We start from the raw sequence: 25,998 nt of genomic DNA on the forward strand, positions 1-25,998 counted from the left end.
TGAGCCGCCCCTAGGTCGCGGGCCCCGCCGTCGCCCTGAGCCGGGCGAGGATCGGCCCGGCGGCCCCCGGCGGCATCGAGGACACCAACTCCCGCGCCTCGGCCAGGGACCGCTCGGCGGCCTCGGCGTCCCCGGCGGCCCGCAGCGCCGCGTGGAGGACGATCAGCGCCCCGGCCTCCTCGGCGGGAGCATCCATCAACCGGAACAGGGGCAGCGCCCGCCGCAGATGGGCGCCCGCCTCCGCCACGTCCCCTGTGGCGAGCGCCAGTTCACCGAGGGCCACCAGGGTGCGGCCCGTGATCAGCCGCTCGTCGATGGCCTCCGCGCGGGCGAGGGCGCGACGCAGGGCCTTGCCGGCCGCCTCCGTCTCCCCGTGCGTCAGCAGCGCGGAGCCGATGCCGAGGAGCGCGTACGCCTCACCGGTGGGGTCGCCGATGAGCAGGACGATGTTCAGCACCTGCTCGAACGCGTCCAGGGCGGCCTCGTGTTCACCACGGTCGAGATACGTCTGCCCCAACCGGTGCAGCACCTGCGCCTCGACACGGCGGCCGTTGCCCTCCCGGCTCAGCCGCAGCGCCTCGCTCAGGAGCGGGCCGGCCGCCGCGTCGTCACCGCTGTCCAGCCGCAACTGCGCGAGATTGTGCAGGACATAGGCCACGGCGACGGACCCCTCGCCCTCCCGGAACACCTTGAGCGCCGCCTCGTAGTGGGCGGTGGCCTCGTCGTGCCGGCCACGGATCCGCGCCAGGTAACCCAGTCCCCGGGTGGCCAGGGCACGGCCGGGCTCGTCGCCGATCTCCTCGAAGATCGCGGCGGACCGCAGGAAGTGACCCTCGGCGGACGCGAAGTCCTGCCTGGTCACGGCGAGCGAACCCAGCGAGTGGAGCGTCGCCGCCTCCCCGACCCGGTCACCCGCCTTACGGCTCGCCGCGAGTGCCACCTCGTGGGTGTCGCGCCAGTCGTCGAGGCACACCTGGGTCTCCATGAACGTCACCGCGGTGACGGCGAGCCCCCAGCAGTGCTCGGTGAACCCCATCATGGCGGCCCGCCGGACACAGGCGAGCAGCGAGGAACGCTCTCTGGAGAACCATTGGAGGGGTTCCGTGAGGATCCCGTCCACCAGGGCGTCGGGTAGCGTATACAGGGAGACGCCATGACTCCTTATCAGTACGTCCCGGCCGTACTCACGGTCCCGCGCTTTCCGCAGCAGGAAGAGGAAGCAGCCCAACAGCCGGCCGACGGCGGCCTCGCGGGCCTCCGTACTCTCCTCGGCGGCCAGCCGTTCCCTGGCGAAGAGCCGGATGAGGCTGTGCAGCCGGTACTGCCGGTGGCGTCCGGTCGTGGCACCGACGGTGTCGAGCAACTGCGCGTCCGTCAGCTCGTGGAGCAGATCGCGCACCGTCGTCTCGGGAAGGTCCAGGAGCGCCATGGCGGCCCAGAGGGAGAACGGCCCCTCCTCCAGGATGGCCAGCCGCCGGAACAGACGGCGAGTGCCCTCGCCCAGGCTGTTGTAGGTGAGGCAGAGCCCGGCCCTGATGCCGACATCGGCGTAGTTCAGCTCGTCCAGCCTGCGGGTCTCGTCATCGAGACGCTCCACCAACTCGGCGATCTCCCAGTGGGGTCGGGCGGCGAGCCGGGCCCCGGCGATGCGCAGGGCCAGCGGGAAGTGCCCGCACAGCGCGGCCAGTGCCTTTGTGGCCTCCGGCTCGGCCGCCGCGCGCTGCGCCCCCGCCATGCGGCCGAGGAGATCGGCGGACTCCTCCGGCGTGAAGGTGGTGATGTCCACCCGGACCGCGCCGGCGAGGCTGCCGATATGGCGTCGGCTGGTGATGATGACTGCGGAGGTGGGCTTCCCCGGCAGAAGCGGTCTGATCTGGCTCTCCTCGGCGACGTTGTCGAGGATGATCAGCATGCGTCGCTTCGCGAGAAGCGCGCGGTACATCTCCGCCCGCTCCTCCATGTCCTCGGGAATCGCCGTGCCCTTGACACCGAGGGCGTGCAGAAAACGTTCGAGCGCCTGGGCGGGCGACACCGGCGGGGAGACTCCGCCGTGCAGCTCGGCGAAGAGCCGACCGTCGGGGAAGTCCGCGGCGACCTCGTGCCCCATGTGGATGGCCGTTGCGGTCTTGCCGACCCCCGGTTTGCCCACGAACGTGACGATGGGCACCGCCAACGGGGATCTGCCGTGGGACGAGACCAGCAGTTTGCGGACGTCGGCGACCAGGCTCTCGCGGCCCGTGAAGTCGGCCACGGCGGCGGGCAGCATCTCCGGTGCGCCGGGATCGGTCGGCGCGACTCCGTACTCGGGGGGCGCCGCGCGGTTCTCCGAAAGGTCGAGCCGGGGGTCCGTGACCAGAATGGAGTGCTGGAGCTGTCTCAGCCGGACGTCGGGTAACACGCCCAGTTCGTCGAGCATGAGCCTTCGGGTCTCGCGGTAGACGTTGAGCGCCTCCGCCTGGCGCCCTGAGCGGTAGAGCGCCAGCATGAGCTGGCCGCGCAGTCGCTCGCGGAGCGGGAACTCCGCGATCAGGTCGAAGAGTTCACCGACGAGCACGCTGTGCCGGCCGAGGGCGAGCCCGAGCCGGATGTACTCCTCGGTGGCGGTGACGCGCTGCTCGGTGAGCCGGCCGGCACCGGACTCGATCACCTCGCCCGGCAGACCTTCGAGGGGGGAGCCACGCCACAGCCCGAGCGCCTGCCGGTAGATGGCCTCCTCCTTCTCCTCCTGCCCCCGGTCGTGCAGCTCGCGCGCCTTCGCGACGAGCGCGTCGAAGCGCAGGGCGTCCAGGCTCTCCTCGTCCGCGTGGACCAGGTAGCCGTTGGGGTGCGTGCTGATGACGTCCTCGACGCCATGGGCCCCGAACAGGCGCCGCAGACCCGAGACGCTGATGTGGAGCTGAGCGCGTGCCGTCGCCGGCGGGGTCTGCTCGTACATGGCACGGATGAGCCGGTCGGTGCTCACCACTTGGCCGGCGTTGAGCAGGAGGGTGGCGAGCACGATCCGTTGGCGCGTACCGCCGAGTTTCAGCGGCGTGGAGTCGACGCTCGCCTGAAGGGGACCGAGGATGCCGAACGCGACTCTGGGTCGGCGGATCTCACGATCGTCCCCGAATACGGTCTGCTCCACGTGGTACCTCCCCCAGGAACGTGTGTGGCTCGAAGAACTCTAGCCCTGATCTTTCGCACACCCGGCAGACCGGAGGTCTTGATGTTGCGAGTGTCCTTGGCCGTAAGCCCGTTGTTGCCCTCCTCGCTGGTCAGGGGCGCTTTCCGCGGACGTCGTCAACGGTTGGCCGACCCACCTCCTGAAAGCGGGAGGGCAAAGCCCGGTCCGGGGCGTCCGATACGCGGGCGCTTGCCAACCTGCGAATTCCCGTTCGCAACCGCCGAGACGGCCGTCAAACCGGAAGTTCATTGATGAGTTCCGCCGCTTCCTGGCCCTCTTCGATCAGCGCGGCGATTTCCGACAGTTGTCGGCGTACCCGGTCTTCCGGCCGAGGCGTTCCGCCCTCACAGCAGCGGCCGACCTGCGGGTTCATCGGTTTTACCAAATTTTGAGGAAATTCTGATCGGTCCATGCACACGGCTCATGACCGCCTCTATTGTCTCCCTATTGTCTTGGCCAGTTCATCGATCGCGACCCGATGTCACGGCTTGCCAAGATATAGGAGTCCTCAAGCAGCAGCCGTCAGGCCGGACTTCTGGAGTGGGAGACAATACACATGATCAAGAATCGGTCGATTCATGCCGCATGCGCAATTCCTCTCGCAGTCGCCATGACCGGCATCGCCCCACAGATAGCGACGGCCGCCGTTCACGCCGAGCAGTCCCCGACGGCCGCCCGGGGAACCGGTGACATCGTGCGGCCTCCCACCGAGGAGCCCGGCTCGCACAACCCGTGGGGGTGAGCGGACCGTACCGGTGCAGCGAGACCTCGGGTTCGCGTCGTCTCGGTTGTGTGCTGGACAAACGCTCCACAGAGGATGGGGAAACAGCGTGGACATCGATGTACTCGGTGCACTGACGGTGCGGGAGCGGGGTTTCTCGGTCACGCCCACCGCTCCCAAACCGCGGCAGGTGCTCGCCCTGCTCGCCCTCAACGCCGACCGGGCCGTCCCGGCCGCCACCATGATCGAGGAGCTGTGGGGCACCGAACCCCCGCGCAGCGCGCGAGCCACGCTCCAAACCTACATCCTGCAGTTGCGTGAACTGATCGGCACGGCACTGCGGCAGTCCGACGACGCGCTGCCGCGCTCCGCCAAGGACGTGCTGATGACGGTCCCCGGCGGCTATCTGCTCAGCACCGGCGAAGGGCGCAGTGACGTCCGGGAGTTCGAGCGGCTGGCCGACGCCGGGTACCGGGCCATGGACGCCGAGGACTACCCCCAGGCGACCAGACGCCTGAGCGAGGCACTGGCCCAGTGGAGCGGCCCTGCCCTCGCCGACGTCCAGACCGGGCCCCATCTGGAGCTCCAGGTCAAGCGGTTGGAGGAGAGCCGGCTGTGCGCGCTCGACCAGCGCATCGACGCCGACCTCCGACTCGGCCGGCACCGTGAACTGCTCGCCGAGCTGACCGTGCTCGTCAGCCGCTACCCCACCCACGAGAGCCTGTGTGGACAGTTCATGCTGGCCCTGCACCGCTCCGGGCGCCGAGGCGAGGCGCTCAACGCCTACCAGCGGCTGCGCACGACGCTGGTGAGCGACCTCGGCCTGGAACCGTCGGCCGCGCTCGCCCAGGTGCAGCGCTCCATCCTCCTCTCCGGCCCACACGGCGCCCCGGGCGGTACCGGACTCAACAGGACATCCGCCGACCAGGGATTGACCAGGACCGGCTGAGTGCTCCGGCCGGGGGCGTCTAGTCGAGCGGGTGGGCGGGCACGTCCACCCGGTGCTGCTCCTCGTAGACCATGTGCACCAGCTCGGCGATGCACTGTCCGCAGGCGTAGAGGTCCCCGTCCGCGCGCGGGGCGCGGATGGGGCCGATCCACAGCACGCTGATGTTCTCCCGTCGGCAGTAGAGCCAACACCGCCCGGTGACCCACTCGTTGCCACCCGTTCCCCGATGCGGGACGGGCCAGCCGCTGACGCCCGAGAAGCTGATGCCGCCGAGCGAGATCCGCGCCCTCACGCCGACCCCACCAGCCCTCGCCGAGGGTCGCGCGACACCACGCCCCGACCGCTCCCTGCCATCCTCACTCCAACTCGACGTGATTCTTACCTTCCGTGCTCACACCATCACCCACCGGAAGCCCCGCTTGTGCCGAGTCGGGAATTTTCACTGGTTCGGAGCCCATCCCTCCGTACAATCGTGCGGCCCACCGGCCAGCGCCGGTGGGACTACGGGGCGCCGGGTGGCGACGGTTGTACCACCGGCGCGCGGCCCGCGCCGCCCCCTGTACAGCGACGAGCCGCCCGGGCCCGGTGACGGGCTCGGACGGCTCATGGCGAAAACGGTTCGGGAGGGGCGACCGGCTCAGGAGGAGAAGAACAGACCCGAGAAACCCTGCTTGCGGCGCTTGCCGTGATACCCGCCGTGGTGACCACCGTGCTGCGGCGCGCCCCAGCTCGGGCCGGGCGGCTGCTGGTAGTGCGCCTGCTGCGGCGGGGGCGGCGGGGCGGCGGCGGGCGGCCGGCCCTGCGAGTCCCACTGCGACTCCAACTGGGTGATGTGCTCAAGCTCGCCGTAGTCGAGGAAGATCCCTCGGCAGCCGCTGCACTGCTCGATCTGGATTCCGCTTCGGTTGAACGTGTGCATCGGCGCACGACACTTGGGACACTGCATCAATCGGCTCCAGGGTCGATCTGCTGTCCCCCTCAGCCTACGGCAGGCCGGCGATTCGGCCACAGGACTCGACCAACGCCGTTCCTGAGTCGTCGAGTTGGGCCCCGGACCGATGGGCGTTGAGCAGTGCCTGAGCCGCGCTCTGAACGGTCAACGCGCGGGTCGGCCCGTCCAGCCACGGCCAGGGGTCGTCATGCCCGACGCCATAGCCGTCCAGCAGTTGCCGCCAGTCCGCCGGATCCAGCAGGCCGGCCGCGAACCAGGCCGCCGGCCTGGCCAGGTCCCAGGCCGGATCGCCGACGCCCAGATCGTCCACGTCGATCAGCCGCCAGCCGTCCGACCAGACCAACTGGCCGAGGTGGAAGTCGCCATGACAGAGCGTTCCAGGGCCCGGGGACGACGCGGGAGCCGGGCGGTCGGCGGCACGGAGCACCAGACGCCGGGCGGACGCGTACCGCCGGCCGCCGACCGTGGCCCGCAGCCGTTCCACCACACGCGCGGCCCGGGCGGGACCGGCGGCGGCCGGGAGACGGACCCCCAACGTGCCCGGCGCCACGGCATGCAACCGGGCCAACAACGCCCCGGCCTCCGCCCAGGGAAAGCGGTCCGGGTCGTGCTGGTCCACGGGACGGCCATAGGGCCACCGGCTGACCAACCGCCCACGCCTGAGCGAGGGCTCACCCAAGGGGGCCAACAACACGCCCTGCAGAGCCGGGTGTCGAGCGACCCGCAGCCGCGCACCCAACGCCACCGGATCCCCCTCCGCCGCATGCACCTTGACCACCACACCCCCGAGCCGAACCACCGTCCCGTCCACGCCATCCACCAACACGACCACCGGCGGCTCCGCTACCGGCTCCGCCGGTTGGGCGGCCAACGCGACGGCTGCTGCCGGCGGTTGGCTGTGCTCGCCGGCATCTGGCTCGGCTATCGGCTCCGCCGGTTGGGCGGCCAACGCGACGGCTGGTGCCGGTGGTTGGCTGTGCTCGCCGGCATCTGGCTCGGCGGGTGGCGTTGCTGCGCCCAATGTGGCCCCGGACTGCCCGGCCGATGCGTCGATCAGCGGCTCAGTCGGTTGGGCCGCTGTGCCCAACGTGGCCCTCCCCCGTTCCGCCGGCGCAGGCGCGACCGCTCCCGCTGCGGCCGGCGCCGCCCCCGTCCCGCCCCCGTCCGTCGTCATGGGGCGATGGTAGGGCGGCGGCCCCCCGCCTACACCGGTACCGGCCGATGGACCGCGCCATCTGTCAACGCCGCTGCCAGCTCCGCCGGCTACCCCAGCGAGGCCACCACGCCGACCCCGCGACGGCGGACCTGTGGCCGACTTCGTGCGCCGGACACGTGCAGCAGCCCCGCACCGCCAGGGCGGCGGCTCCGCGACGGCGGGCCTGTGGCCAACTCCGCGTATTCGTAGGCCGCGTCAGTGTCGTGCCGTCCGCGCCCGTCGGCGCCGCGCAGCGGTCCGTGGCCGACTTCGTGCACCGGCCGCGTCTCGGCGGCATCGCGCCGTCTGCGCGACAGTGTCGCGACGGCTGACCTGTCGACAACTTCGCGCGCCGGGCCGTGTCTCGGCAGCCCCGCACCGCCAGGGTGGTGGCTCCGCGACGGCGGGCCTGTGGCCAACTTCGCGTATTCGTAGGCCGCGTCAGTGCCGTGCCGTCCGCGCCCGTCGGCGCCGTGCAGCGGTCCGTGGCCGACTTCGTGCACCGGCCGCGTCTCGGCGGCATCGCGCCGTCTGCGCGACAGTGTCGCGACGGCTGACCTGTCGACAACTTCGCGCACCGGGCCGTGTCTCGGCAGCCCCGCACCGCCAGGGTGGCGGCTCCGCGACGGCGGGCCTGTGGCCAACTTCGCGTACTGGTAGGCCGCGTCAGTGTCGTGCCGTCTGCGCCCGTCGGCGCCGCGCAGCGGATCCGTGGCCAACTCCGTGCGCCGGACACGTGCAGTAGTCCCGCACCGCCAGGGTGGCGGCTCCGCGACGGCGGGCCTGTGGCCAACTTCGCGTATTCGTAGGCCGCGTCAGTGCCGTGCCGTCCGCGCCTGTCGGCCCCGCGCAGCGGCCCGTGGCCAACTCCGCGCGCCGGACACGTGCAGCAGCCCCGCGCAGCGGCCTCGCGGAGGCGGCACAGCCGACGTCCCGTCAACTCCCCGGCGGGGCCGTCGAGTCGCGGATGCGTAGCGCGTGGCCTGTGGTTTTGCGGCGGGGCCGTGCCGAGCGGGGGCGGAGGGCCATTTCCAGGGCCCAGGCGCCCATGTCCGGCATGGGCAGGGCCACCGTGGTCAGCGCGGGGGCGAGGTCCTGCGCGACCTGGATGTCGTCGAAGCCGACCACCGAGACCCGGTCGGGGACCGGCACCCCGCGTTCCCGCAGTACGGAGAGAACGCCGGTCGCCATCGCGTCGTTGAGGGCGATGATCGCCGTCGTCTCGGGCCAGTCGCGCAGGATCCGCTCCGTGCAGTCCCGGCCGCCCTCGCGGGTGAACGCGCCGGAGACGGTGGGCACCGGGTCGTGGTCGAGGCCGTGGTCGGTGAACGCCTGGTGGATGCCGGCGAGTCGGTCGGCGATGGTGGTGAGGTTCGGCGGGCCGCCGGCGATGGCGATCCTGCGGTGGCCGAGGCCGAGGAGATGGCCGGCGATGGTCTCCCCGGCGCCCTGGTTGTCCGGCAACACCGCGTCGCTGCGCAGATGGTGACGGCCTATCACGGCGACTCGGCCGCCCGCCGCCTGGTAGTCGAGGAGTTCACGGTTGGCGCCGTCCTCGTCCGCCCGGTCGACATAGCCGGAGCCCGCCATCACGATGGCGCCGACCCGGTGCGCGCGCAGCAGTCTGATCTGGGCGAGTTCGGCGCGGGGTTCGCGCGCGGTGTGGCTGATCTGTACCGTCCAGCCGTTCTCGGAGGCGACGCGGACCGCGCCGCTGGCGATCTCGGAGAAGTAGGGGTCGCCGATCTCGTAGACGATCAGCCCGGCCACCCGGGGCACCCCGCCCGCCAGGGTGCTGGCATGGACATTGGGGACATATCCCATCTCGGCCGCGACGGTCCTGACATGGTGGGCGACCTCGTCCGAGACCCCGTCCCGGCCCCGGAGGGAACGGGAGGCGGTGGCGATGGAGACTCCGGCCCGCTCCGCGACGTCCACCAGACGCGGTGTTCCGGGGCCCTGGCCGGGCGGTCCTTTATCAGCTGGTCCGCCCCCCTTTGCGTGTCGGACCATCCTCGGCACCACCGTCTCTCGTCATGCCTATTGCCAGGCTGCTGAGCCGCAAGTACGGTACCGCAAACGCTTACGAAAGCGCTTACTCAACGGTGGCACCCCACGGGCTGCCAATGAGGTCCCGATGCACAGAACCCGATGCAACGAAGCAGGGAGAAGGCACCTCATGTTCAAGTTGAGCCGACGCGGGTTGGGACTCGCGGCCACGCTCTCGGCCTCCGCGCTTGTCCTCACCGCGTGTTCCAGCGACTCCGGTGGTGGCGGGGGTTCCGACGACAAGATCGTCATAGGCATCTCGCTGCCGCTGACCGGCGACTTCTCCGAGCCGGGCAAGGGTGTCCAGCGCGGTTACGAGGTCTGGGCCGAGATGATCAACGCCGACGGTGGCCTCCTCGGCCGCGAGGTCGAGTTGAAGATCCTGGACGACCAGTCCAACGCCGACCGGGTCGTTCAGGACTACGAGGCGCTGATCGCGCAGGAGCAGGTCGACCTGGTCTTCGGCCCGTTCTCCACCCGCCTCGTGGTGCCCAGCGCCCGGGTGGCGTCCGAGTACGGGATGCTCTTCGTCGAGCCGGCCGGCGCCGCCACCGAGGTCTTCGAGCAGGGCTTCGAAAACCTTTTCTACGCCGCCCCCGCCATCGCCGACGACCACTACAACCACCTGGCCGAGCACATCCTCGCGATGCCGGAGGGCGAGCGGCCGCAGACGGTCGCGGTCGCCGCCATGGACGACCCGTTCGCCCAGGGCACCGCCTACGGTCTGCGCGACCAGCTGAACGAGGCCGGCCTGGACATCGTCGTGGACGAGGTCTACCCGCCGAACACCACCGACTTCTCCAGCATCGCCGCCAAGATCAACGACTCGGACGCCGACATGGTGATCGGCGGCACCCAGTACCAGGACGCCGTCAACCTGATCGTCGCCCTCCAGCAGCTGGACTTCCAGCCGCAGTTGGCCGCGTTCTCCACCGCGCCGACCAACCCCGAGTTCCCCGAGGCCATCGGCTCGAAGACGGAGGGCATCCTGTCGCCCACCGGCTACACCCCGGACGCCGCCTACCCGTCCAATGTCGAGTTCGTCGAGGCGTACACCGAGATCCACGGCAACCCGCCGTCCGAGGACGAGGCCAACGCGTTCACCACGGGACAGGTCGTGGCCGCCGCCGTCGAGGCGGTCGGCTGTGCCGAGCAGGGCGACTGCCAGCAGCAGTTGATCGACTGGCTGCGGGAGAACGAGGTCGAGACCGTCGTCGGACCGCTCTCCTGGGACGACAAGGGCCGGCCGCAGAGCGCGCATCTGATCCAGCAGTATGTGGACGGCGACATCCGGATCGTGCTGCCCGCCGACGCCGCCGAGGCCGAGTTCGTCTTCCCGAAGCCGGCCTGGTGAGCGACGCGTGTCGGGTTCACTTCTCTTCCAGAGCCTGGTGCTCGGCGTGCTGCTGGGAGGGCTCAACGCCCTCCTGGCGGCGGGCCTGACCCTCTACTTCGGGGTCATGCGCGTGGTGATGATCGCCCACTCGGCGTTTCTGATCCTCGCCGCCTATCTGGCCTGGTACTTCAACCAGCAGACCGGTCTCGACCCGCTGCTCTCGCTCGTCGTCACGGTGCCGCTGTTCTTCCTCGTCGGCATCGGGATGCAGCGCCTGCTGATCACCCGGCTGCGGCCGGCGACGCTGACCATGATGTCGGTGCTGCTGACCTTCGCCATCGCCCTGTTCATCGAGGGCATGATCGGCTTCATCTGGAGCGGCACCCAGCGCCGTATCCAACTCTCCTACTCCGGCTCGAACATCGAGTTCTTCGGCGCCCGGATCGCGGTCGTCAAGCTGATCGCGTTCGGGTTGGCCGTGGCCTCCCTCGCGCTGCTCTATGTGATCCTCAAGAAGAGCCGCTTCGGGCAGGCGCTGCGGGCCACCATCCAGCATCCGGAGGCCGCCAAGCTGGTCGGCATCAAGACCGACCGGATCGCCGGGCTCGGCTTCGGCCTCGGCCTGGCCACCGCCGCCGTCGGCGGCACGGCGCTCTCGTTGGACGCCACCATCTACCCCTCGCTGCACTGGCACTGGATCGGCCCGCTGATGGCGATCATCGTCGTCGGCGGACTCGGCTCCATCCCCGGCACGGCCATCGCCGCCATGGTGCTGGGCATCGGGCAGAGCCTGCTGCAGGTCGAGATCGGCACCACCTGGGCGCAGACCCTCTTCTATGTGGCGCTCTTCGGGACGTTGATGCTGCGCCCGCAGGGATTCTTCGGAGGTCGCCTTGCGCAACGCTTCTGACACCGAGACCGCCCCCACCGCGACGACCACGGCCGCAACCACGAACGGCAGCAGGTCGGTTCGCGAGTGGTGGACGGTGGGCCGGTCGATCCGGCTGGTGGCCTTTGTCGCCTGTGCCGCGCTGATCCTGTCGTTCCCCGAGATGGCGCCCAACCCGTATGTGCTCTCCGCCGGGGTGGTCGTCGCCTCCTATGCCTGCACCGCCACGGCATGGAACTTCATGGGCGGCTTCACCGGCTATATCTCGCTGGGCCATGCCGCGTTCTTCGGCCTCGGCGCCTATGGCACCGGGCTGTTGATCAGGGATCTGTCCATGCCGTCGTTTCTGGCGTGGCTGGTCGCCGGCGTGATCGTGGTGCTGATCGCCATCCCGGTCGGCATCGCGGCGCTGCGGGTGCGCGGCGCCTCCTTTGTGATCGTCTCCATCGCGTTCGTCCTGATCCTGCTGCTGGTCTCCCAGGCGTGGAAGGGCTTCACCGGCGGCTCCAACGGTCTGGTCGTGCCGCGTCCGTTCCCGGACCTGCTGCGGCCGGAGCACCACCGGGTTTTCTTCTACCTCTTTGTCGCCCTGCTCGCGGTGATGCTGCTGGTGTGGTGGGCGATCGACCGCTCGCGGTTCGGCACCGGGCTCAAGGCGGTGCGGGAGGACGAGGACAAGGCGCAGGCGTTGGGCGTGCCGACGCGCAACTACAAGCTGGTCGCCTATCTGGTCTCCGCGTTCTTCACCGGCCTGGCCGGGGGGATGTACGCGCTCTGGTTCGGCGATCTGGACCCGATCTTCCAGTTCTCCATCCTGCTCGGCTCCTACATGGTGCTGATGGCGCTGCTCGGCGGCGTCCGGCATCTCTACGGTCCGCTGCTGGGCGCGCTCATCGTGGGCAGCGCGTTGGAGTACTTCAAGTTGGAGTTCGGCGACACCCAGCTCCATCTGGTCGCCACCGCCGTGCTGTTGGGCATCGTGGTGCTGTTCACGCCCGACGGGTTGATCCCGGCCGCGCGTGATCTGGTGCGGCGGTTCGGCCCACAGGACTCGTCGATCCGCGAGATCACGGCGGCCGAGCTGCTGGAGCGCAACCGGGAAGCGGCCGCGGCCACCGGGGACGCCTCGGCCGGGAACGCCGCCGACGGGCACCCGAAGGGGGAGGAACGATGAGCACCACCGCACCGGCCGCACCGGCCACCGCGACCGAGCCGCGCAATCTGGAGACCGTCGGCCTGACCAAGTCGTTCGGCGGGGTCCATGCCGTCGACGACGCGACGGTCACCTTCCGGCACGGCAAGATCAACGCCCTGATCGGGCCCAACGGTTCGGGGAAGACCACCTTCTTCAACTGTGTCACCGGGATGATCAAGCCGGACGCCGGGACGGTCACCTACCGGGGCCGGGAGATCACCGGCAAGCCGTCGCACCGGATCGCCCGCGCCGGGATCGGCCGCAGCTTCCAGCTCTGCCGGATCTTCCCCCGGATGACCGTGCTGGAGAACATGCTGGTCGCGGTGCGCTCCACCCGGCTGCGCCAGCTGATCGGCGGCGCCCGCAACGCCGCCGAGATCGACAAGGCGCGGGGGCTGCTCACCCGGGTCGGCATCGACCATCTGGAGAACGTGGAGGCCGGCAACCTCTCCTACGGTCAGCAGAAGCTGCTCGAACTGGCCGGCGTGCTGATGGGCGACCCGGAGACCATCATGCTGGACGAGCCGGCGGGCGGGGTGAACCCGGCGCTGATCGGCCGGATCGGGACCCTGGTCACCGAACTCAACGCCGAGGGCAAGACGTTCCTGGTCGTCGAGCACAACATGGACATGGTGATGAGCCTGTCCCACCATGTCATCGTCTTCGACCGTGGCCGGCCCATCGCCGAGGGCACCCCCTCGGACGTGCAGGCGGACCCCAGAGTGCTGGAGGCCTACCTTGGCATCTGAGCCGACACCCCAGAGCACACCGGAAGCAGCGGAACCGCTGCTGGTCCTGGACGATATCCAGGCCGGCTACGGTCGGGCCGCGATGGTGCTGCGCGGGCTGACCATCGAGGTGCCGCCCGGCACGGTGGTCTGCCTGGTCGGACCCAACGGGGCCGGCAAGTCGACCGTGTTGAAGGTGGCCAGCGGACTGCTCAAGCCGCGCACCGGCCGGGTGCTGGTCGCGGGGCGCGATGTCACCGGGCAGGGCCCGCAGCAGATGCTGACGTCTGGTCTCGCCCATGTGCTCCAGGGGCACAGCGTGTTCCGTGAGATGACCGTCGCCGAGAACGTGCTGCTGGGCGCCTACACCCTGCGGGACAAGGCGCGGATCGACGAACGGGTCGCGTTTGTCCAGGAGTTGTTCCCCATCGTCGGGGAGCGGTGGAAGCAGCTGGCCGGGCTGCTCTCCGGCGGTCAGCAGAAGCAGGTGGAGTTCGCCCGCTCGCTGATGGTCGACCCCGAGGTGGTGCTCCTGGACGAGCCGTCCATGGGGCTCGACCCCAAGGCCACCGCTACGGTCTTCGAGCAGGTCACCCGGATGCGGGACGCCGGCACCGCGGTGCTGCTGGTCGAGCAGAACGCGCGCCGGGCGCTGGAGACCGCGGATCTGGGCTGCGTTCTCGACCTCGGCCGGGTCCATATCAGCGGCCCGGCGTCCGAACTCCTCGCCGACCCGCAGCTGTCCGAGCTGTATCTGGGCGGCCGGCCGGCGGCGCGCGCCGAGACGGGGGGTGCCTGACCCCGATCCCGTAAGGCCCCCGAGTCCCCCGTTCCTTCTGAGTTCGGCATTCATCCAGCGCGGCCCTCCCCTCGACCGCGCGCCCGTCCCTCTGGCGAACAGCGCGGTCAGGCAGCACCGACGACGAAGAGGTCGAGAGGAATGTCCATGCTCAGCGGGAGAAGCATGAGGAGAACGAGTAGAACGAGCAGAAGGGGAGTCATCGGCGCGGCCACCGCGGGCGCGCTGCTGACCACCCTGTTGGCGGGTGGCCAGGCCCTGGCCGACCCACCCGCCGCCGGCGCCGAGGGGTTCGCGCCGCTGGCCGTGTTCGACGACTACGCCAACGGCAGCCTGCGCAGTCAGGGGCCGTGGTTCGTCAACACGCCGGGCGCGCCGGACGGGGCGGTGGTGTCGGACGAGGTCCCGGGATCGCTGTCCGGGAAGGCGCTGACCGTCTTCCTGTCCGAGCGTGACGTCCCGGTCCAGTACCGGGGCAACGCCTATGCGGAGCTGGGGGAGTTGGCGGTCCCGGCCGATGCGGGCGGCACCCTCTTCCTGGAGCTGGTCACCGAGGATCTGGCGGCCACCGCGCTCAACATCGGGCTCAGCGCCGACGATTCGCCCGGCCTGGGCGCCGACACCACCGGCGATCCGCTGGACCTGGACGACTTCGGCCCCCAGGTCCTGCTGGACGAACGTGGGCTGCTGGCCCGGGACGGCGGGCAGGAGCGGCTGCTGGACGTGGACATCGAGGACGGCGCCCGCTACGGCCTGTGGCTGACCGTCGACAACGCGGCCGACACCTTCCAGGTGTATGTCGCCGAGGGCGACGGCACCGCCCGCCAGGCCCAGGGCCCCGAAGGGCAGACCGAGTTCGCCTTCCGCAGCGGCTCGGACGCCGAGCTGCTGACGTTTCTGCTGCTCAACGACCCGGACGAGCCGCCGTCCGGGGACACCCATCTGGACAACATCCAGCTGGCCCCCACCACCGTCAGCACCGAGAACCCGGCGCCGGCCTATGCGGAGGTCGTCACCTTCGACGACTACCAGCAGGGCGCCCTCGACGGGCAGGACGGCTGGCGCGCCGACGCCGGCGTGCGGGTGCTGGCCGACCCCACCGGGCCCGGCGGCTCCGGGCAGGTGGCGGAGCTGACCGGCAACGATCTGGCGGCCGACCGCGCCGTTCCGTCGATCGCCGAGGGCGACACCGGCACCGTCTTCTTCCGGTTCCAGCGCGCCGGGAGCCTCGACGCCTCCCTCGGCCTGACGGATGTGGCCGCGCCGAGCGTCTTCGCCGACTTCCGGGTGCAGGCCAACAACCAGAACTCGTCCGAGCTGGGCGTTCGCGACGGCGACGCGTTCAGCACGGTCGGCAGCTGGCCGGCCGACGCCTGGCAGTGCGTGTGGCTGGTCGCCGACAACGCGAACGACCGGGTCACCGTGCACAGCAGGGGCGGCCCGTACCGCACCACGACGCGGCTGCCCGTCGACGAACAACTCGACTTCGCCTTCCGGGAGTCGACCGGCGCCGCCCTCGACCGTTTCTTCGCGATCACCGGTGCGACCAGCGCCAGCCGGCTGCTGGTCGACGACATCGCCGTCGACCGGCACAGCGTCAACCTCCGGGTGCCGAGCGGGGACAGCGGCGACTGCCAGACGGTGGACGGCGGTGATCTGCCGATCGAGACGCCGATCCCGGAGACGCCCCAGCCGTCCGATGTGACGCTGCGGCTGGCCGAGGTCGCCGATCTGCCGACCACCGGCGCCGGCAGCGAGGCCAGGATCAACTTCGTCTCCGAACTCCCGGACAGCAGCGGCCGGTTGGCCGTGCCGGACCTCAACGGGCCGCTCTATCTGGTGGACGGGGCGAGCGGTGACCACCGGGTCTATCTGGACGCGGCGGCCGAGTTCCCCGACTTCGTGATCCAGCCCAGCCTGGGCACCGGGCTCGGCTTTGTCGCCTTCCACCCCGAGTTCGCCGACAACGGCACCTTCTACACCGTGCACACCGAGGCCGGGGCCGCGCTGACCGGGGCGACGCCGACGCACACCCCGCCGTCCGACACCCGGGTGCACGGGGTGGTCACCGAGTGGATCGCGGACGATCCCTCCGCCGACACGTTCGCCGGCGAGCGGCGTGAACTGCTGCGCGTCGGCTACAGCCGCTTTCTGCACGGGCTCCAGGAGATCGGCTTCAACCCGCTCGCCGAACCGGGCGACGCCGACTACGGGCTGTTGTACATCGCCTCCGGCGACGGCGACGAGGTGCCCAACTTCACCACCAGGCCGGGCGATCCCGGCCAGCCGCAGGGCAAGATCCTGCGGATCGACCCGGCCGGCGACAACGGCCCCGGCGGCGCCTACGGCATCCCGGCCGACAACCCGTTCGTCGGCGATCCGGCGGCGCTCGGCGAGGTCTACGCCCTGGGGCTGCGCAATCCGCACCGCTTCAGCTGGGATCCGGCCGACGGCCGGATGTTCGTCGGCATGATCGGCGAGCAGACCATCGACTCCGTCTACGAGGTGGAGCCGGGCGACGACTTCGGCTGGAACGAGCGCGAGGGCGGCTTTGTCTTCAAGAAGTCCGATCCGTCGAACGTCTATCCGCTGCCGGCGGACGACGAGCGGTACGGCTACACCTATCCCGTGCTCTCCCTGGGCCGTAACTCCGGGGTCTCCCTGGTCGGCGGCTTTGTGCCGCGCGGCGCCACCTACCCGGCGCTGGACGGGCGTTACCTCTTCGGGGACATCGTCAGCGGCGAGGTGCGCTTCGCCCACGCCGACGAGATGCGGCGCGGCGGCGACCGGGCGCCGTTCTACCGGGTGAACCTCGCCGACGCGGCGGGGAACCCCACCACCATGCGGGAGCTGGCCGGCAACAACCGGGTCGATCTGCGGTTCGGGCAGGACGCCGACGGCCGGCTGTATCTGCTCTCCAAGGCCAACGGCAAGATCTGGCGGGTCACTGAGGCCAGCGGATCACCCGCCGTCACCCCCTGCGAGGTGGGGAGCACGGTTACTACCGGTGTCACCGAGGCCGAGCACTGGGCGCCGCTGACCCCCGACCGCTGGGCGTTCGAGAACGGCGAGATCGTCCAGACCGAACGTGGCGAACAACCGGAGGGCCCGCGCCGGCCGTTCGAGTACGCCGTGCTCACCGAGGGACCGGAGTACTCGTCCTTCAGCTATGCGGCGACCGTCCGCATCGACGAGCCGGTGAGCAGGAACGACCGCGATGTGGTGCTGATCTTCAACTACCGTTCGCCGACCCGGTTCTCCTATGTCCATCTCTCCCAGGACAACACCATCTACCCGCACAACGGCATCTTTGTCGTCGACGACGCCGACCGGCTCCGTCTCGACGACCAGTGGAACGGCGTGGACGAGGGTGCCCCACCGGCGATCGACGACGCCGAATGGCATGACATCCGGGTGGACTTCTGCGCGGATACCGGTCGCATGGCGGTGTATGTGGACAATGCCGACGTGCCACTGATGACGGCGACCGACACCACGTTCACCTCGGGCCGGCTGGGCTTCGGCTCGTTCGACAACTACGGACGCGTCAGGGATATCACCGTCACCGGCACCCCGGCCACCGACTGACCGCACGGCGAAAGGAAAGGGGGCACCCCGCCCGTCGGCGGGATGCCCCCCTTTTTCTTTCCGCTGCCCGGAGCTGCCGGAGCTATCCGGCGCGGAGAACGAGATCGAGGGTCAGCGGATAGGCCGTGGTGACCGGTGGTTCGAGGGCCGGGTCCGAGGCGAGCACCGCACGGTGGAAGCGGTGCATGCGGGGCGTCGGCTCGATGCCCAGCTCGCTGGCGAGCACCCGACGCAGCCGGTGAAAGACCTCAAGCGCCTGGGCCGAACGCCCCGACCGGTAGAGCGCCAGCATCAGTTGGGCGTGCAGGCTCTCATGGGTGGGGTGCTGGGCGGTCAGTTCGGTCAGCTCCCAGATCAGCTGGTGGTGTCGACCGAGCCGCAGATCGGCCTCGATCCGCTGTTCCAGCAGGCTGAGCCGGTACTCGGCGAGGCTGGCCACATACGCCTGGAGGATCGGCCCGGTGTGCACCTCGGCCAGCACCGGACCCCGCCAGGTCGCCAGCGCCTCGCCCAACAGCGCGGCGCCGGTGGCGTCGTCGCCCTTGGTCAGGGCCAACAGGGCGCGTTTGACCTGCCGTTCGAAGGCGTGCAGATCCAGCTGTCCCGGCTGGACGATGAGTTGGTAGCCCAGATCGCGGGTCTTCAGGATCTCCTTGCCGTCGGCGGCCCCGCCCTCGGCCTGCCCTTCCCGGTGCGGCTGGGAGACCGCGCGGCGCAGATGTCGGATATAGGTGTGGAGGGTCGCCCGCGCGGTGTTGGGCGGCCGGTCCTCCCACAGCTCCTCGACGCAGGATTCCACGGAGACCAGTTGGTTGGCGCTGACCAGCAGTAACGAAAGGAGCTGCCGCTGCTTCGGCGCGCTGGGGGTAAAGGATTTACCCCCGCTGGTCATAGACAGTGGGCCAAGAATCGAGAACTGCACAGCTCCTCCGTAAAGGGGCGAAATATTCGGATAGCCGATACGGCGGTGATTTCGCTTGCCATAGGGGAGGGGCGAGGTGCCGAATCTATGTGAAACATCCCCGTTTTCCGTTTTGTGCTGGTTCCTGAGGTGTCAGGCGACGGTAGGGTGGCTCGGTTTATGTCCAGCGTTGGATGGCGAAGATGGTACGGGCACGCTCTGCGGTACTCAAGTGACCTGGCGTCATTCACTAAAGGTGACATCAGGTGTTAGCAATGGCCGCGGCCCGGTCAATGCCCCGAGGACGGGGGGCGAACGCCGGTCGAAGCGCCCCGGGGACGCGCCCAGCCGACGCTCCGTCAAGCCGCCTACCAGGGGCCAAGGTTGCCCCGGCGGCAGGGTGGGTGTCACCGCTAGAGCGCCCTTCCACAATGCCAAGAGCTTGCTATTGCCCCCCGGTTGGGCCGCTGCTTAGGTTGACCAGCCGATGGGCTGGTCCAGGACGCGACACCTGATGCCGCTAGGGGCACACGTCCGGATGTCGGTCGGCCCTGATCGACTAACGATCGACCCCGCCACACAGGGAAGGGTGTTCAGGTGGCCTCATCCGATGTCAGTCGCTTCGGCATAGGAGCGCTGTTCGCGCACCACGCGGAGCGCGCACAGCCAACGATCTTCCATCTCAGCCGTGCCTTCGACATCGCCCCCGACGGTGGGACGCGCTACACGGTGCCCCAACTCGCCGATCTGGTCGGCGAGACCGCGGCCTGGCTCTACGCCGCCGGCGCCCGGCAGGGCGACCGGATCGCGATCGTCAAGGACAACCACTGGGACTGCACGCTGCTGGCGTGCGCCGCCGCCCGCATCGGGGTGCTGCCCGCGATGATCTCCGGGCATCTGGGCGCCGACGCGCTGGAGACGCTGCTGAAGCGGCTCGCGCCCGCCGTGCTCGTCACCAAGCGGAACATCCTGGAGCGCGGGCGCGCCGCCGAGACCGATCTGGCCTCGCTGGCCCGACGCACCATCTGTCTGGACGGCGAGGCCCCGGGCGCCGTCACCCTGGCCGAAGCCGTCGGGGAACGCGGCGACGGCGAACCGCCCGTCCCCCGGCGGGACCCGTCCGAGCCCATGGTCGTCACCCACACCTCCGGCACCACCGGAGTGCCCAAGCTGGTGGTGCACTCGGCCCAGACCATCCTGGGCACGCTGGGCAGGATCGAGTCGGTGCGCTGGCCAATCGTCGCCACCCGCAAGTCCGACACCGTGGCCAGCGGCATCGCCTTCGTGCACGGCCGCAGCATCCCGTGGACGGCCGGCACCCTGCTGCTCGAACCGCGCAAGGCCGTGGTGGTCGCCGACGGCGATCCGGCCACCGCCGAACGGGTCTTCACCGAGCACCCGCCGACCACCTGCGAGACGCTGCCCGCCTTCTTCACCCGCTGGGAGGGCCTGGCCGCCAAGGAGAACAGCGTCTTCCGCGATGTGCGGCTCTATGTCAGCACCTTCGACGCGATGCACCCGCCCACCATCCGCCGCTTCCTGGCCGCCTCGCAGCGTAAGTTCCCCGCGTGGCTGCAGGGTTGGGGCCAGTCCGAGGCCGGACCGCTGGCGTTCCGGCTGCTGACCAGGCGCGCCCTGGCCCGTACCGGGGAACGCCACCCCACCACCCGGATCGCCGGCCGACCGCTGCCGTACTTCACGCAGTTGGAGGTGCGCGACCCGGCGACGATGCGCAAGGTGCCCGCCGGCGAGCGCGGCGTGGTCTTCGCCAGAACCAGGGGGCGCTGCCTCACCTATCTGGGCGAGGAGGACCGCTGGGCGGAGAAGGCCGACGGCGACTGGTGGAACACCGGCGACATCGGCACCCGCAGCCGCAGCGGCGCCATCACCCTGCTGGACCGCGAGGTGGACACCATCCCCGGGCTCAGCTGCATCGAGCTGGAGGACGTGCTGACCGACCGCATCCCCGCCATCGAGGAGGTGGTCATCCTGGGCTCGCCGAACCGGAAGCCCCAGCCGGTGGTCGCCACCGCGGACGGGAAACTGCCGGACGACGTATGGGCCAAGGCCGTCGCGGATCTCCCCGAGTTGGCCGACCCGATCTATGTCACCTGGGACGACGTGGCCCGCACCGGCACCGGCAAGGTGCGGCGCGGCGAAATGAGGAAGCGCTTCATGGACGACGCCGAGACCTTCGGCACCGGGCGGTGGACCTGATGCGGGCGACGCGACGCACCCGGGGACTCGCAACCCCACGTGGCAGAAAGAGAGTCGGGCGGTGACCGAACTGGACGTCGCCGTCATCGGCGCCGGTATCGCCGGGCTCGCCGCGGCCGACCGGCTGCGGCGGGCCGGCCGCTCCGTCCGGGTCTTCGAGGCCACCGACCGGATCGGCGGAAGGATGCGCACCTCCCGCCACGAGGGCTACCTCGTCGACGAGGGCGCCGAAACCCTCGGCACCCACGGCTACCCCAACACCTGGGAACTCATCAGGGATCTGGGCATCGACACCGAGGCGGTGCTGCCCGTCACCGCCTCCGTCGGCATCTGGCGTGACCGGCGGGTCCACCCCAGGGTCGGCCACCCGCTGGGCGGGATCACCGGCGCCGGGCTCTCCGTTCCCGGCCGGATGCGGATGGGCCGCATGATCGGCAAACTGCTCCGCAGGGCCAGGAAGTTCGATGTGGACCATCCCGAGTCCACCCCGCTGGGCGCCACCACCGTGGCCGAGTTCGCCGCGGACTATCCCCAGGAGCTGTACGACTACCTCTTCCAGCCCGCCGTCGGCACCGCGTTCGGCTGGCAGCCCGACCGTGTCGCCATGGGCCCGTTCGTGGCGAGCATGATCTCCACCCGGGGCATCTGGAAGTGGCGCACCTACCGGGACGGCATGGACAGCCTCGCCCGGGCCATCGCCGAAACCGTGCCGGTGGAGACCGAACGGCCGGTCGCCGAGATCGTCGTGGACGGCGACCGGGGCGTACGGGTCGGCTTCCTCGACGGTGCGACGCTGCACGCCCGCCAGGTGGTGCTCGCCGTCCCGGCGCCGCTGGCCAGGCAGCTGTACCCCACCATGCCGGCGGCCGAGGCCGCCTATGCCGACGCCTGCGACTACGCGCCGATGATCCGGGTCAGCTGCCTGCTGGACCGGCCGCTCGAACCGGCCCGCGGCCGGCGGCAACCCCGGGTCCACGCCCTGCTGTTGCCGCACCGCGAGGAGGACGTGCTGGGCGGGCTGACCGTCGAGCACAACAAGGCCGGCAACCGCGCCCCCGCCGGGCGCGGCGTCATCACCCTGCTGCCGTCGACCAAGGTCACCGCCGAACTGCTCCAGGAGTCCGACGAGAAGATCGCCGGTACCCTGCTGGAGCGCGCCGAGACCTATGTGCCCGGCATCGGCGCCGCCTGCCACACCACGCTGGTGCACCGCTTCCCGCAGGGCGCCGTCGAGCCCTCGCCCCGGGCGCTCGCCGCCCGCCCCGCCTTTGCCGCCCGCCCGGCGGGCCCCGTCGAGTACGCGGGGGACTGGGTCTTCCTGCGGGCCAGCAGCGAGGGCGCGGTGCGCTCGGGAACGCACGCGGCCGCGCGCGTCCTGTCCAGGCCCGGCACCTCGGGCGGCCAGGCGCCGGTGGCCGCCCACCCGTCCCCGCCCCACCGGGCCACCTGAGCCCCGCGCCCCGGCATGTCCCGCCCACGGCACCCCGCCGCGCCCCAGGACCACCCGTCCACGTGCGGCGGGTTCGCCCGCGAACCACCCCGAACGCGCACCTCCGGCGACCAGTTCGTCGCGCTCCACCCAGCCCCTACAGCCCGAGTCGGAAAGGCCCGTCATGCCGAAGCCCAAGCGAGTAGCCGTCGTCGGTGGCGGAATGTCAGGCACCGCAGCCGCACGTGAACTGATCCTCGCCGGACGTGAGGTGACCCTCTTCGACGCCGCCGACGCGCTGGGCGGCCGGGCCAGGTCCTGGCACCGCCCGGAGATCTCCCCCGACACGGGCATCAACCTGTGGTTCCTCACCATGTACAAGACGCTCTTCGAGCGCATCCGCGAGTACAAGCTCCAGGACGACATGGTCGAGATGAAGAACAGCATGATCATCGTGGCCAACGGCAAACAGGTGCCGCTCGCCTCCGACTCCATGCGCAGCCTGCTGAGCTACCCGCACACCAAGCTGGGCGACCGGCTGCGCTTCCTGTCGACGTCGACCAAGCTGACCACCAAGCGCAAGAAGCTCGACCTGTTCGAGCCCGAGCATCTGGCCCGGTTCGACGACGGGACCAACGCCGCCGACTGGGCGTCCAGGGCGATGTCCCCCGACGCCTTCCAGTACCTCATCCGGCCGCTGATCGAATCGTTCTGGCTGTGGCGCTGCGACGAGATCTCCCAGGCCCATGTGATGGGCATGCTGGCGAACGTGGTCGGCTCCAAGTTCTATGTCTTCGGGCGCGGCATGGAGACCGTCGCCGAGCGGATGGCCCAGGGCGCCACGCTGCGGCTGGGCACCTCCGTCACCGAGGTGGCGGTGCGGGACGGCGGCGAGGTCGTGCTGACGTTCTCCGAGGCCGACGGCTCCTCGTCGAGCGAGGCATTCGACGAGGTGGTGATCGCCACCACCGCGCCGATCGCCGCCAAGCTCGCCGCTCCGCTGCCGAGCGACGTGGTGGACCCGGAGATGGTGAGGTTCGCCGACTCCCAGCGGTACGAACCGGCCCTTTCCGTCTCGTTCCTGATCGACCGCGGGCTGATGCCGTCCAACGAGCACATCGTCCCCGGCGGCCCCGGGACCCGCATCGTGCGCAGCATCATCACCGTGCCCAAGACCCACATCGACGGGGACCAACGGCGCGAGAAGGAGCTGACCTTCGTCTACATGGGCCGCCGGGCGACCAAGGAGCTGCTGGGCGCGCCCGAGGAGCAGCAGTACGAGCGGGCCCTGGAGCTGGCGCCGGAACTGTGGCCGGATTTCCCCCAGGACGCCGAGCCGTTCCACATCGTGGAGCGTAGGGTCGGGCTGCCCTGGCCCGAGCCCGGCCGCTATGTGAAGGCGGCCGCCCTGGCCAGGAACCAGCACGGCCCCGTCGTCTTCGCCGGTGACTTCCTCGCCAACCCCACGGCCGAGGGGTCCATGCGTACCGGTATCCGGGCGGCCAACTCGCTGCTCGCGAAGGCGTAGAAGCGCGCCCCGCCGGGCATCGACGTCGCGGAACGCCGTGGGGTGTTCCGGCACGGCATGTACGACCGGCACGGCACACAGGAGGAGTTAGAAGATGCTGGCACGACTCGCCCAGTTCGTCCTGCGACGTCGAAAAAGCCTGCTGTATGTGGTGGTGCTGCTGTTCGCCGTCTCGGGAGCGGTGGGTGGCAGCGTCTTCAACAAGCTCTCCACCGGCGGCTATGTGGACTCCTCCACCGAGTCGGCACGGGGCACCGAGGCGCTGGAGTCCCGCTTCGGCGCGGGCGACCCCAACCTGGTGCTGCTGGTCACCGACGAACGCGGCGTCGACGACCCGGCCGTGGCCGAGGCCGGTGCGGCGCTGACCCAGCGGCTCGGCGAGGAGGAGGGCATCAGGGAGTCCTACTCCTACTGGACGCTGGGCGGCCCGCCCGAACTGCGCAGCGAGAACGCCGACCGGGCGCTGGTGCTGGCGCGGATCGACGGCAACGAAGACGAGATGCAGGCGTGGATGGACGACCATATCGACGCCTTCACCGGCGACGACGTGGACGGCCTCACCGTCCGGCCGGGCGGCGTCGCCCAGGCCAACGAGGACATCACCCGGCAGACCGAGAGCGACCTCTTCAAGGCCGAGGCCCTGGTCTTCCCGGTGATCCTGGTCGCGTTGGTGCTGGTCTTCGGCGGCGTGGTCGCCGCGATGCTGCCGCTGGGCGTCGGCGTGTTCACCATCGCCACGGTCTTCCTGCTGCTGCGGGTGCTGACCGAGGTCACCGACGTGTCGGTGCTGGCGCTCAACATCGTGACGGGCCTCGGCCTCGGCCTCGCCATCGACTACAGCCTCTTCATCATCAGCCGGTACCGCGAGGAGCTGCGGCGCGGCGCCGACACCGACCAGGCCATCGTCATCGCGATGCGCACCGCGGGGCGCACCGTGCTGTTCTCCGCGCTGACCGTCGCCATCGCGCTCAGCGGGCTGCTGGTCTTCCCGTTCTACTTCCTGCGCTCCCTCGCCTATGCCGGCATCCCCACCGCGCTGCTGGCCGCCGCCGCCTCGTTGACGCTGCTGCCCGCGCTCCTCAAGGTGCTCGGCCCGCGCATCGACAAGTGGCAGTTCCGCAGGCGCAAGGAGGGCGACGGCCTCGCCGGCGGCGTCGACGGGCAGGGCTTCTGGTACCGGCTGGCGCTGCGCGTCATGCGCTTCCCCGGGCGCATCGCGTTCACCGTCGTGGCGCTGCTGCTGGTCCTCGGCGTGCCGTTCCTCGACCTGAAGATGGGCCTGGCCGACGAGCGGGTGCTGCCCACGTCGGCCGCCTCCCACGAGGTGGGCAACGTGGTGCGGGAGGAGTTCACCTCCCAGGAGCACCAGGCGATGACGGTGGTGCTGGAGGACGTCCCGAACGCGGCGGCCTCGGCCGACGCCATCGACGACTACGCCAGGGAGCTGTCCACGCTCTCCGGCGTCGCCCATGTGGAGACGGTCACCGGCGGCTACCACGACGGCCGGCAGGTCGCCGAACCGGGGCCGCAGCACGAGGGCTACCTCGGCGACGGCGTCTATCTGAAGATCGTGCCCGAGCACGAGGCCATGTCGGAGGAGGGCGAGCGGCTGGTGCACGAGGTGCGGGACCTGCCCGCGCCCTCGTCCGTCCTGGTCTCCGGGCCAAGCGCCGAACTCGTCGACTCCATCGACTCGATGACCTCCCGGCTGCCGCTGGCGCTCGGCATCATCGTCGGCTCCACCTTCGTGCTGCTGTTCCTGCTGACCGGCAGCCTGCTGCTGCCGCTCAAGGCCCTGGTGCTGAACCTCCTCAGCCTCAGCGCCACCTTCGGCGCGCTGGTGTGGGGCTTCCAGAGCGGCCATCTGGAGGGCATCGTCGGCGACTTCACGGTGACGGGCACCATCACCTGGAGCGTCCCGATCCTGCTGTTCTGCGTGGCGTTCGGCCTCTCCATGGACTACGAGGTGTTCCTGCTCTCCCGGATCAAGGAGGCCTACGACAAGACGGGCGACAACCAACTGGCCGTCGCCCAGGGCCTCGGCCACACGGGACGGTTGATCTCGGCCGCCGCCGTGCTGATCGCGATCGTCTTCATCGGCTTCCTGACCAGCGGCGTCGTCTATCTGAAGGCGATCGGTCTCGGCCTGGCGCTGGCCGTCGTCATGGACGCCACCCTGGTGCGCGGCGCCCTGGTGCCGTCCTTCATGAAGCTGGCCGGGCGCGCCAACTGGTGGGCGCCGGCGCCGCTGCGCCGGCTGCACGCCCGCGTCGGCCTGCGGGAGTCCGTCGAGATCCCGGCCCCGGCCCCGACGACGCCGACACCGCCGCCGGGCAAGGCCGACTGACGACAGGGT

At 70.4% G+C, this 25,998-nt stretch carries 18 protein-coding genes; 11 read left to right on the forward strand and 7 right to left on the reverse strand.

Features of this window, described 5'->3' with window-relative positions; genetic code table 11:
• Positions 1-10: 10 nt before the first annotated feature.
• Positions 11-3,127 (reverse strand): BTAD domain-containing putative transcriptional regulator, encoded by a 3,117-nt coding sequence (locus AOM46_RS12840; protein ID WP_107080055.1) that lies wholly within the window; start codon positions 3,125-3,127, stop codon positions 11-13.
• Between the two features lie 271 nt (positions 3,128-3,398).
• Entirely contained in the window at positions 3,399-3,539 is a 141-nt protein-coding gene (locus AOM46_RS33995; RefSeq protein WP_158920402.1) for a hypothetical protein, read from the reverse strand.
• A gap of 457 nt (positions 3,540-3,996) precedes the next feature.
• Between AOM46_RS33995 and AOM46_RS12845 the strand changes: the two genes are divergently transcribed.
• Positions 3,997-4,836 (forward strand): AfsR/SARP family transcriptional regulator, encoded by an 840-nt coding sequence (locus AOM46_RS12845; protein WP_062210016.1) that lies wholly within the window; start codon positions 3,997-3,999, stop codon positions 4,834-4,836.
• Between the two features lie 19 nt (positions 4,837-4,855).
• Here the strand turns inward: AOM46_RS12845 and AOM46_RS12850 are convergent, their stop codons facing one another.
• The 4 genes from AOM46_RS12850 to AOM46_RS12865 all read right to left on the reverse strand — a co-directional run bounded on the left by AOM46_RS12850 (position 4,856) and on the right by AOM46_RS12865 (position 8,921).
• Complete coding sequence (locus AOM46_RS12850; RefSeq protein ID WP_067226156.1) at positions 4,856-5,128, reverse strand: hypothetical protein; 273 nt, start codon at positions 5,126-5,128, stop codon at positions 4,856-4,858.
• A gap of 345 nt (positions 5,129-5,473) precedes the next feature.
• Positions 5,474-5,782: a zf-TFIIB domain-containing protein gene (locus tag AOM46_RS12855; RefSeq protein WP_062210019.1), complete on the reverse strand. Its 309-nt coding sequence runs from the start codon at positions 5,780-5,782 to the stop codon at positions 5,474-5,476.
• Between the two features lie 37 nt (positions 5,783-5,819).
• Positions 5,820-6,737, reverse strand: coding sequence for an aminoglycoside phosphotransferase family protein (locus tag AOM46_RS12860; protein WP_267887802.1), 918 nt, complete (start codon positions 6,735-6,737; stop codon positions 5,820-5,822).
• Between the two features lie 1,182 nt (positions 6,738-7,919).
• Positions 7,920-8,921 carry a LacI family DNA-binding transcriptional regulator gene (locus AOM46_RS12865; protein WP_199823964.1) on the reverse strand — a complete coding sequence of 334 codons (1,002 nt, stop codon included), beginning with the start codon at positions 8,919-8,921 and terminating at the stop codon, positions 7,920-7,922.
• Positions 8,922-9,162: 241 nt separating this feature from the next.
• Between AOM46_RS12865 and AOM46_RS12870 the strand changes: the two genes are divergently transcribed.
• The 6 genes from AOM46_RS12870 to AOM46_RS34570 all read left to right on the forward strand — a co-directional run bounded on the left by AOM46_RS12870 (position 9,163) and on the right by AOM46_RS34570 (position 17,567).
• A complete protein-coding gene (locus AOM46_RS12870; protein ID WP_062210025.1) occupies positions 9,163-10,386 on the forward strand; it encodes an amino acid ABC transporter substrate-binding protein in 1,224 nt (407 codons plus the stop codon).
• 7 nt (positions 10,387-10,393) lie between these two features.
• Positions 10,394-11,278, forward strand: coding sequence for a branched-chain amino acid ABC transporter permease (locus AOM46_RS12875; protein WP_062210028.1), 885 nt, complete (start codon positions 10,394-10,396; stop codon positions 11,276-11,278).
• A complete protein-coding gene (locus AOM46_RS12880; RefSeq protein WP_199823965.1) occupies positions 11,262-12,431 on the forward strand; it encodes a branched-chain amino acid ABC transporter permease in 1,170 nt (389 codons plus the stop codon). The genes AOM46_RS12875 and AOM46_RS12880 overlap by 17 nt, the downstream gene beginning before the upstream one ends.
• Positions 12,428-13,201, forward strand: coding sequence for an ABC transporter ATP-binding protein (locus AOM46_RS12885; protein WP_062210030.1), 774 nt, complete (start codon positions 12,428-12,430; stop codon positions 13,199-13,201). The genes AOM46_RS12880 and AOM46_RS12885 overlap by 4 nt, the downstream gene beginning before the upstream one ends.
• Positions 13,191-13,979: an ABC transporter ATP-binding protein gene (locus AOM46_RS12890; RefSeq protein WP_062210033.1), complete on the forward strand. Its 789-nt coding sequence runs from the start codon at positions 13,191-13,193 to the stop codon at positions 13,977-13,979. Before AOM46_RS12885 ends, AOM46_RS12890 begins: the two co-directional genes overlap by 11 nt.
• Positions 13,980-14,126: 147 nt before the next feature.
• Positions 14,127-17,567 carry a sorbosone dehydrogenase family protein gene (locus tag AOM46_RS34570; protein ID WP_199823966.1) on the forward strand — a complete coding sequence of 1,147 codons (3,441 nt, stop codon included), beginning with the start codon at positions 14,127-14,129 and terminating at the stop codon, positions 17,565-17,567.
• 82 nt (positions 17,568-17,649) lie between these two features.
• Here the strand turns inward: AOM46_RS34570 and AOM46_RS12900 are convergent, their stop codons facing one another.
• Complete coding sequence (locus AOM46_RS12900; RefSeq protein ID WP_062210036.1) at positions 17,650-18,459, reverse strand: AfsR/SARP family transcriptional regulator; 810 nt, start codon at positions 18,457-18,459, stop codon at positions 17,650-17,652.
• A gap of 606 nt (positions 18,460-19,065) precedes the next feature.
• Between AOM46_RS12900 and AOM46_RS12905 the strand changes: the two genes are divergently transcribed.
• From AOM46_RS12905 to AOM46_RS12920, 4 genes are all read left to right on the forward strand, one after another.
• On the forward strand, positions 19,066-20,685 hold the full coding sequence (locus tag AOM46_RS12905) for a class I adenylate-forming enzyme family protein (RefSeq protein WP_199823967.1): 1,620 nt from the start codon (positions 19,066-19,068) through the stop codon (positions 20,683-20,685).
• A 61-nt stretch (positions 20,686-20,746) separates the two neighbouring features.
• Positions 20,747-22,135, forward strand: coding sequence for an NAD(P)/FAD-dependent oxidoreductase (locus tag AOM46_RS12910; protein ID WP_067226158.1), 1,389 nt, complete (start codon positions 20,747-20,749; stop codon positions 22,133-22,135).
• Between the two features lie 163 nt (positions 22,136-22,298).
• Positions 22,299-23,642, forward strand: coding sequence for an NAD(P)/FAD-dependent oxidoreductase (locus tag AOM46_RS12915; RefSeq protein WP_078856757.1), 1,344 nt, complete (start codon positions 22,299-22,301; stop codon positions 23,640-23,642).
• 94 nt (positions 23,643-23,736) lie between these two features.
• Positions 23,737-25,989: an MMPL family transporter gene (locus AOM46_RS12920; RefSeq protein ID WP_062210042.1), complete on the forward strand. Its 2,253-nt coding sequence runs from the start codon at positions 23,737-23,739 to the stop codon at positions 25,987-25,989.
• Positions 25,990-25,998: the final 9 nt, after the last annotated feature.

The organism is Streptomyces sp. NBRC 109706 (genome assembly GCF_000974485.1).
Classification (GTDB): Bacteria; Actinomycetota; Actinomycetes; order Streptomycetales; family Streptomycetaceae; genus Streptomyces.

What these genes read in the sequence shown, in the direction of transcription:
- AOM46_RS33995 (WP_158920402.1), bottom strand. Translation starts at nt 3,539, where the DNA reads ATGAACCCGCAGGTCGGCCGCTGCTGTGAGGGCGGAACGCCTCGGCCG.
- AOM46_RS12855 (WP_062210019.1), bottom strand. Translation starts at nt 5,782, where the DNA reads ATGCAGTGTCCCAAGTGTCGTGCGCCGATGCACACGTTCAACCGAAGC.
- AOM46_RS12870 (WP_062210025.1), top strand. Translation starts at nt 9,163, where the DNA reads ATGTTCAAGTTGAGCCGACGCGGGTTGGGACTCGCGGCCACGCTCTCG.
- AOM46_RS12885 (WP_062210030.1), top strand. Translation starts at nt 12,428, where the DNA reads ATGAGCACCACCGCACCGGCCGCACCGGCCACCGCGACCGAGCCGCGC.
- AOM46_RS34570 (WP_199823966.1), top strand. Translation starts at nt 14,127, where the DNA reads ATGCTCAGCGGGAGAAGCATGAGGAGAACGAGTAGAACGAGCAGAAGG.
- AOM46_RS12900 (WP_062210036.1), bottom strand. Translation starts at nt 18,459, where the DNA reads ATGACCAGCGGGGGTAAATCCTTTACCCCCAGCGCGCCGAAGCAGCGG.
- AOM46_RS12915 (WP_078856757.1), top strand. Translation starts at nt 22,299, where the DNA reads ATGCCGAAGCCCAAGCGAGTAGCCGTCGTCGGTGGCGGAATGTCAGGC.
- AOM46_RS12920 (WP_062210042.1), top strand. Translation starts at nt 23,737, where the DNA reads ATGCTGGCACGACTCGCCCAGTTCGTCCTGCGACGTCGAAAAAGCCTG.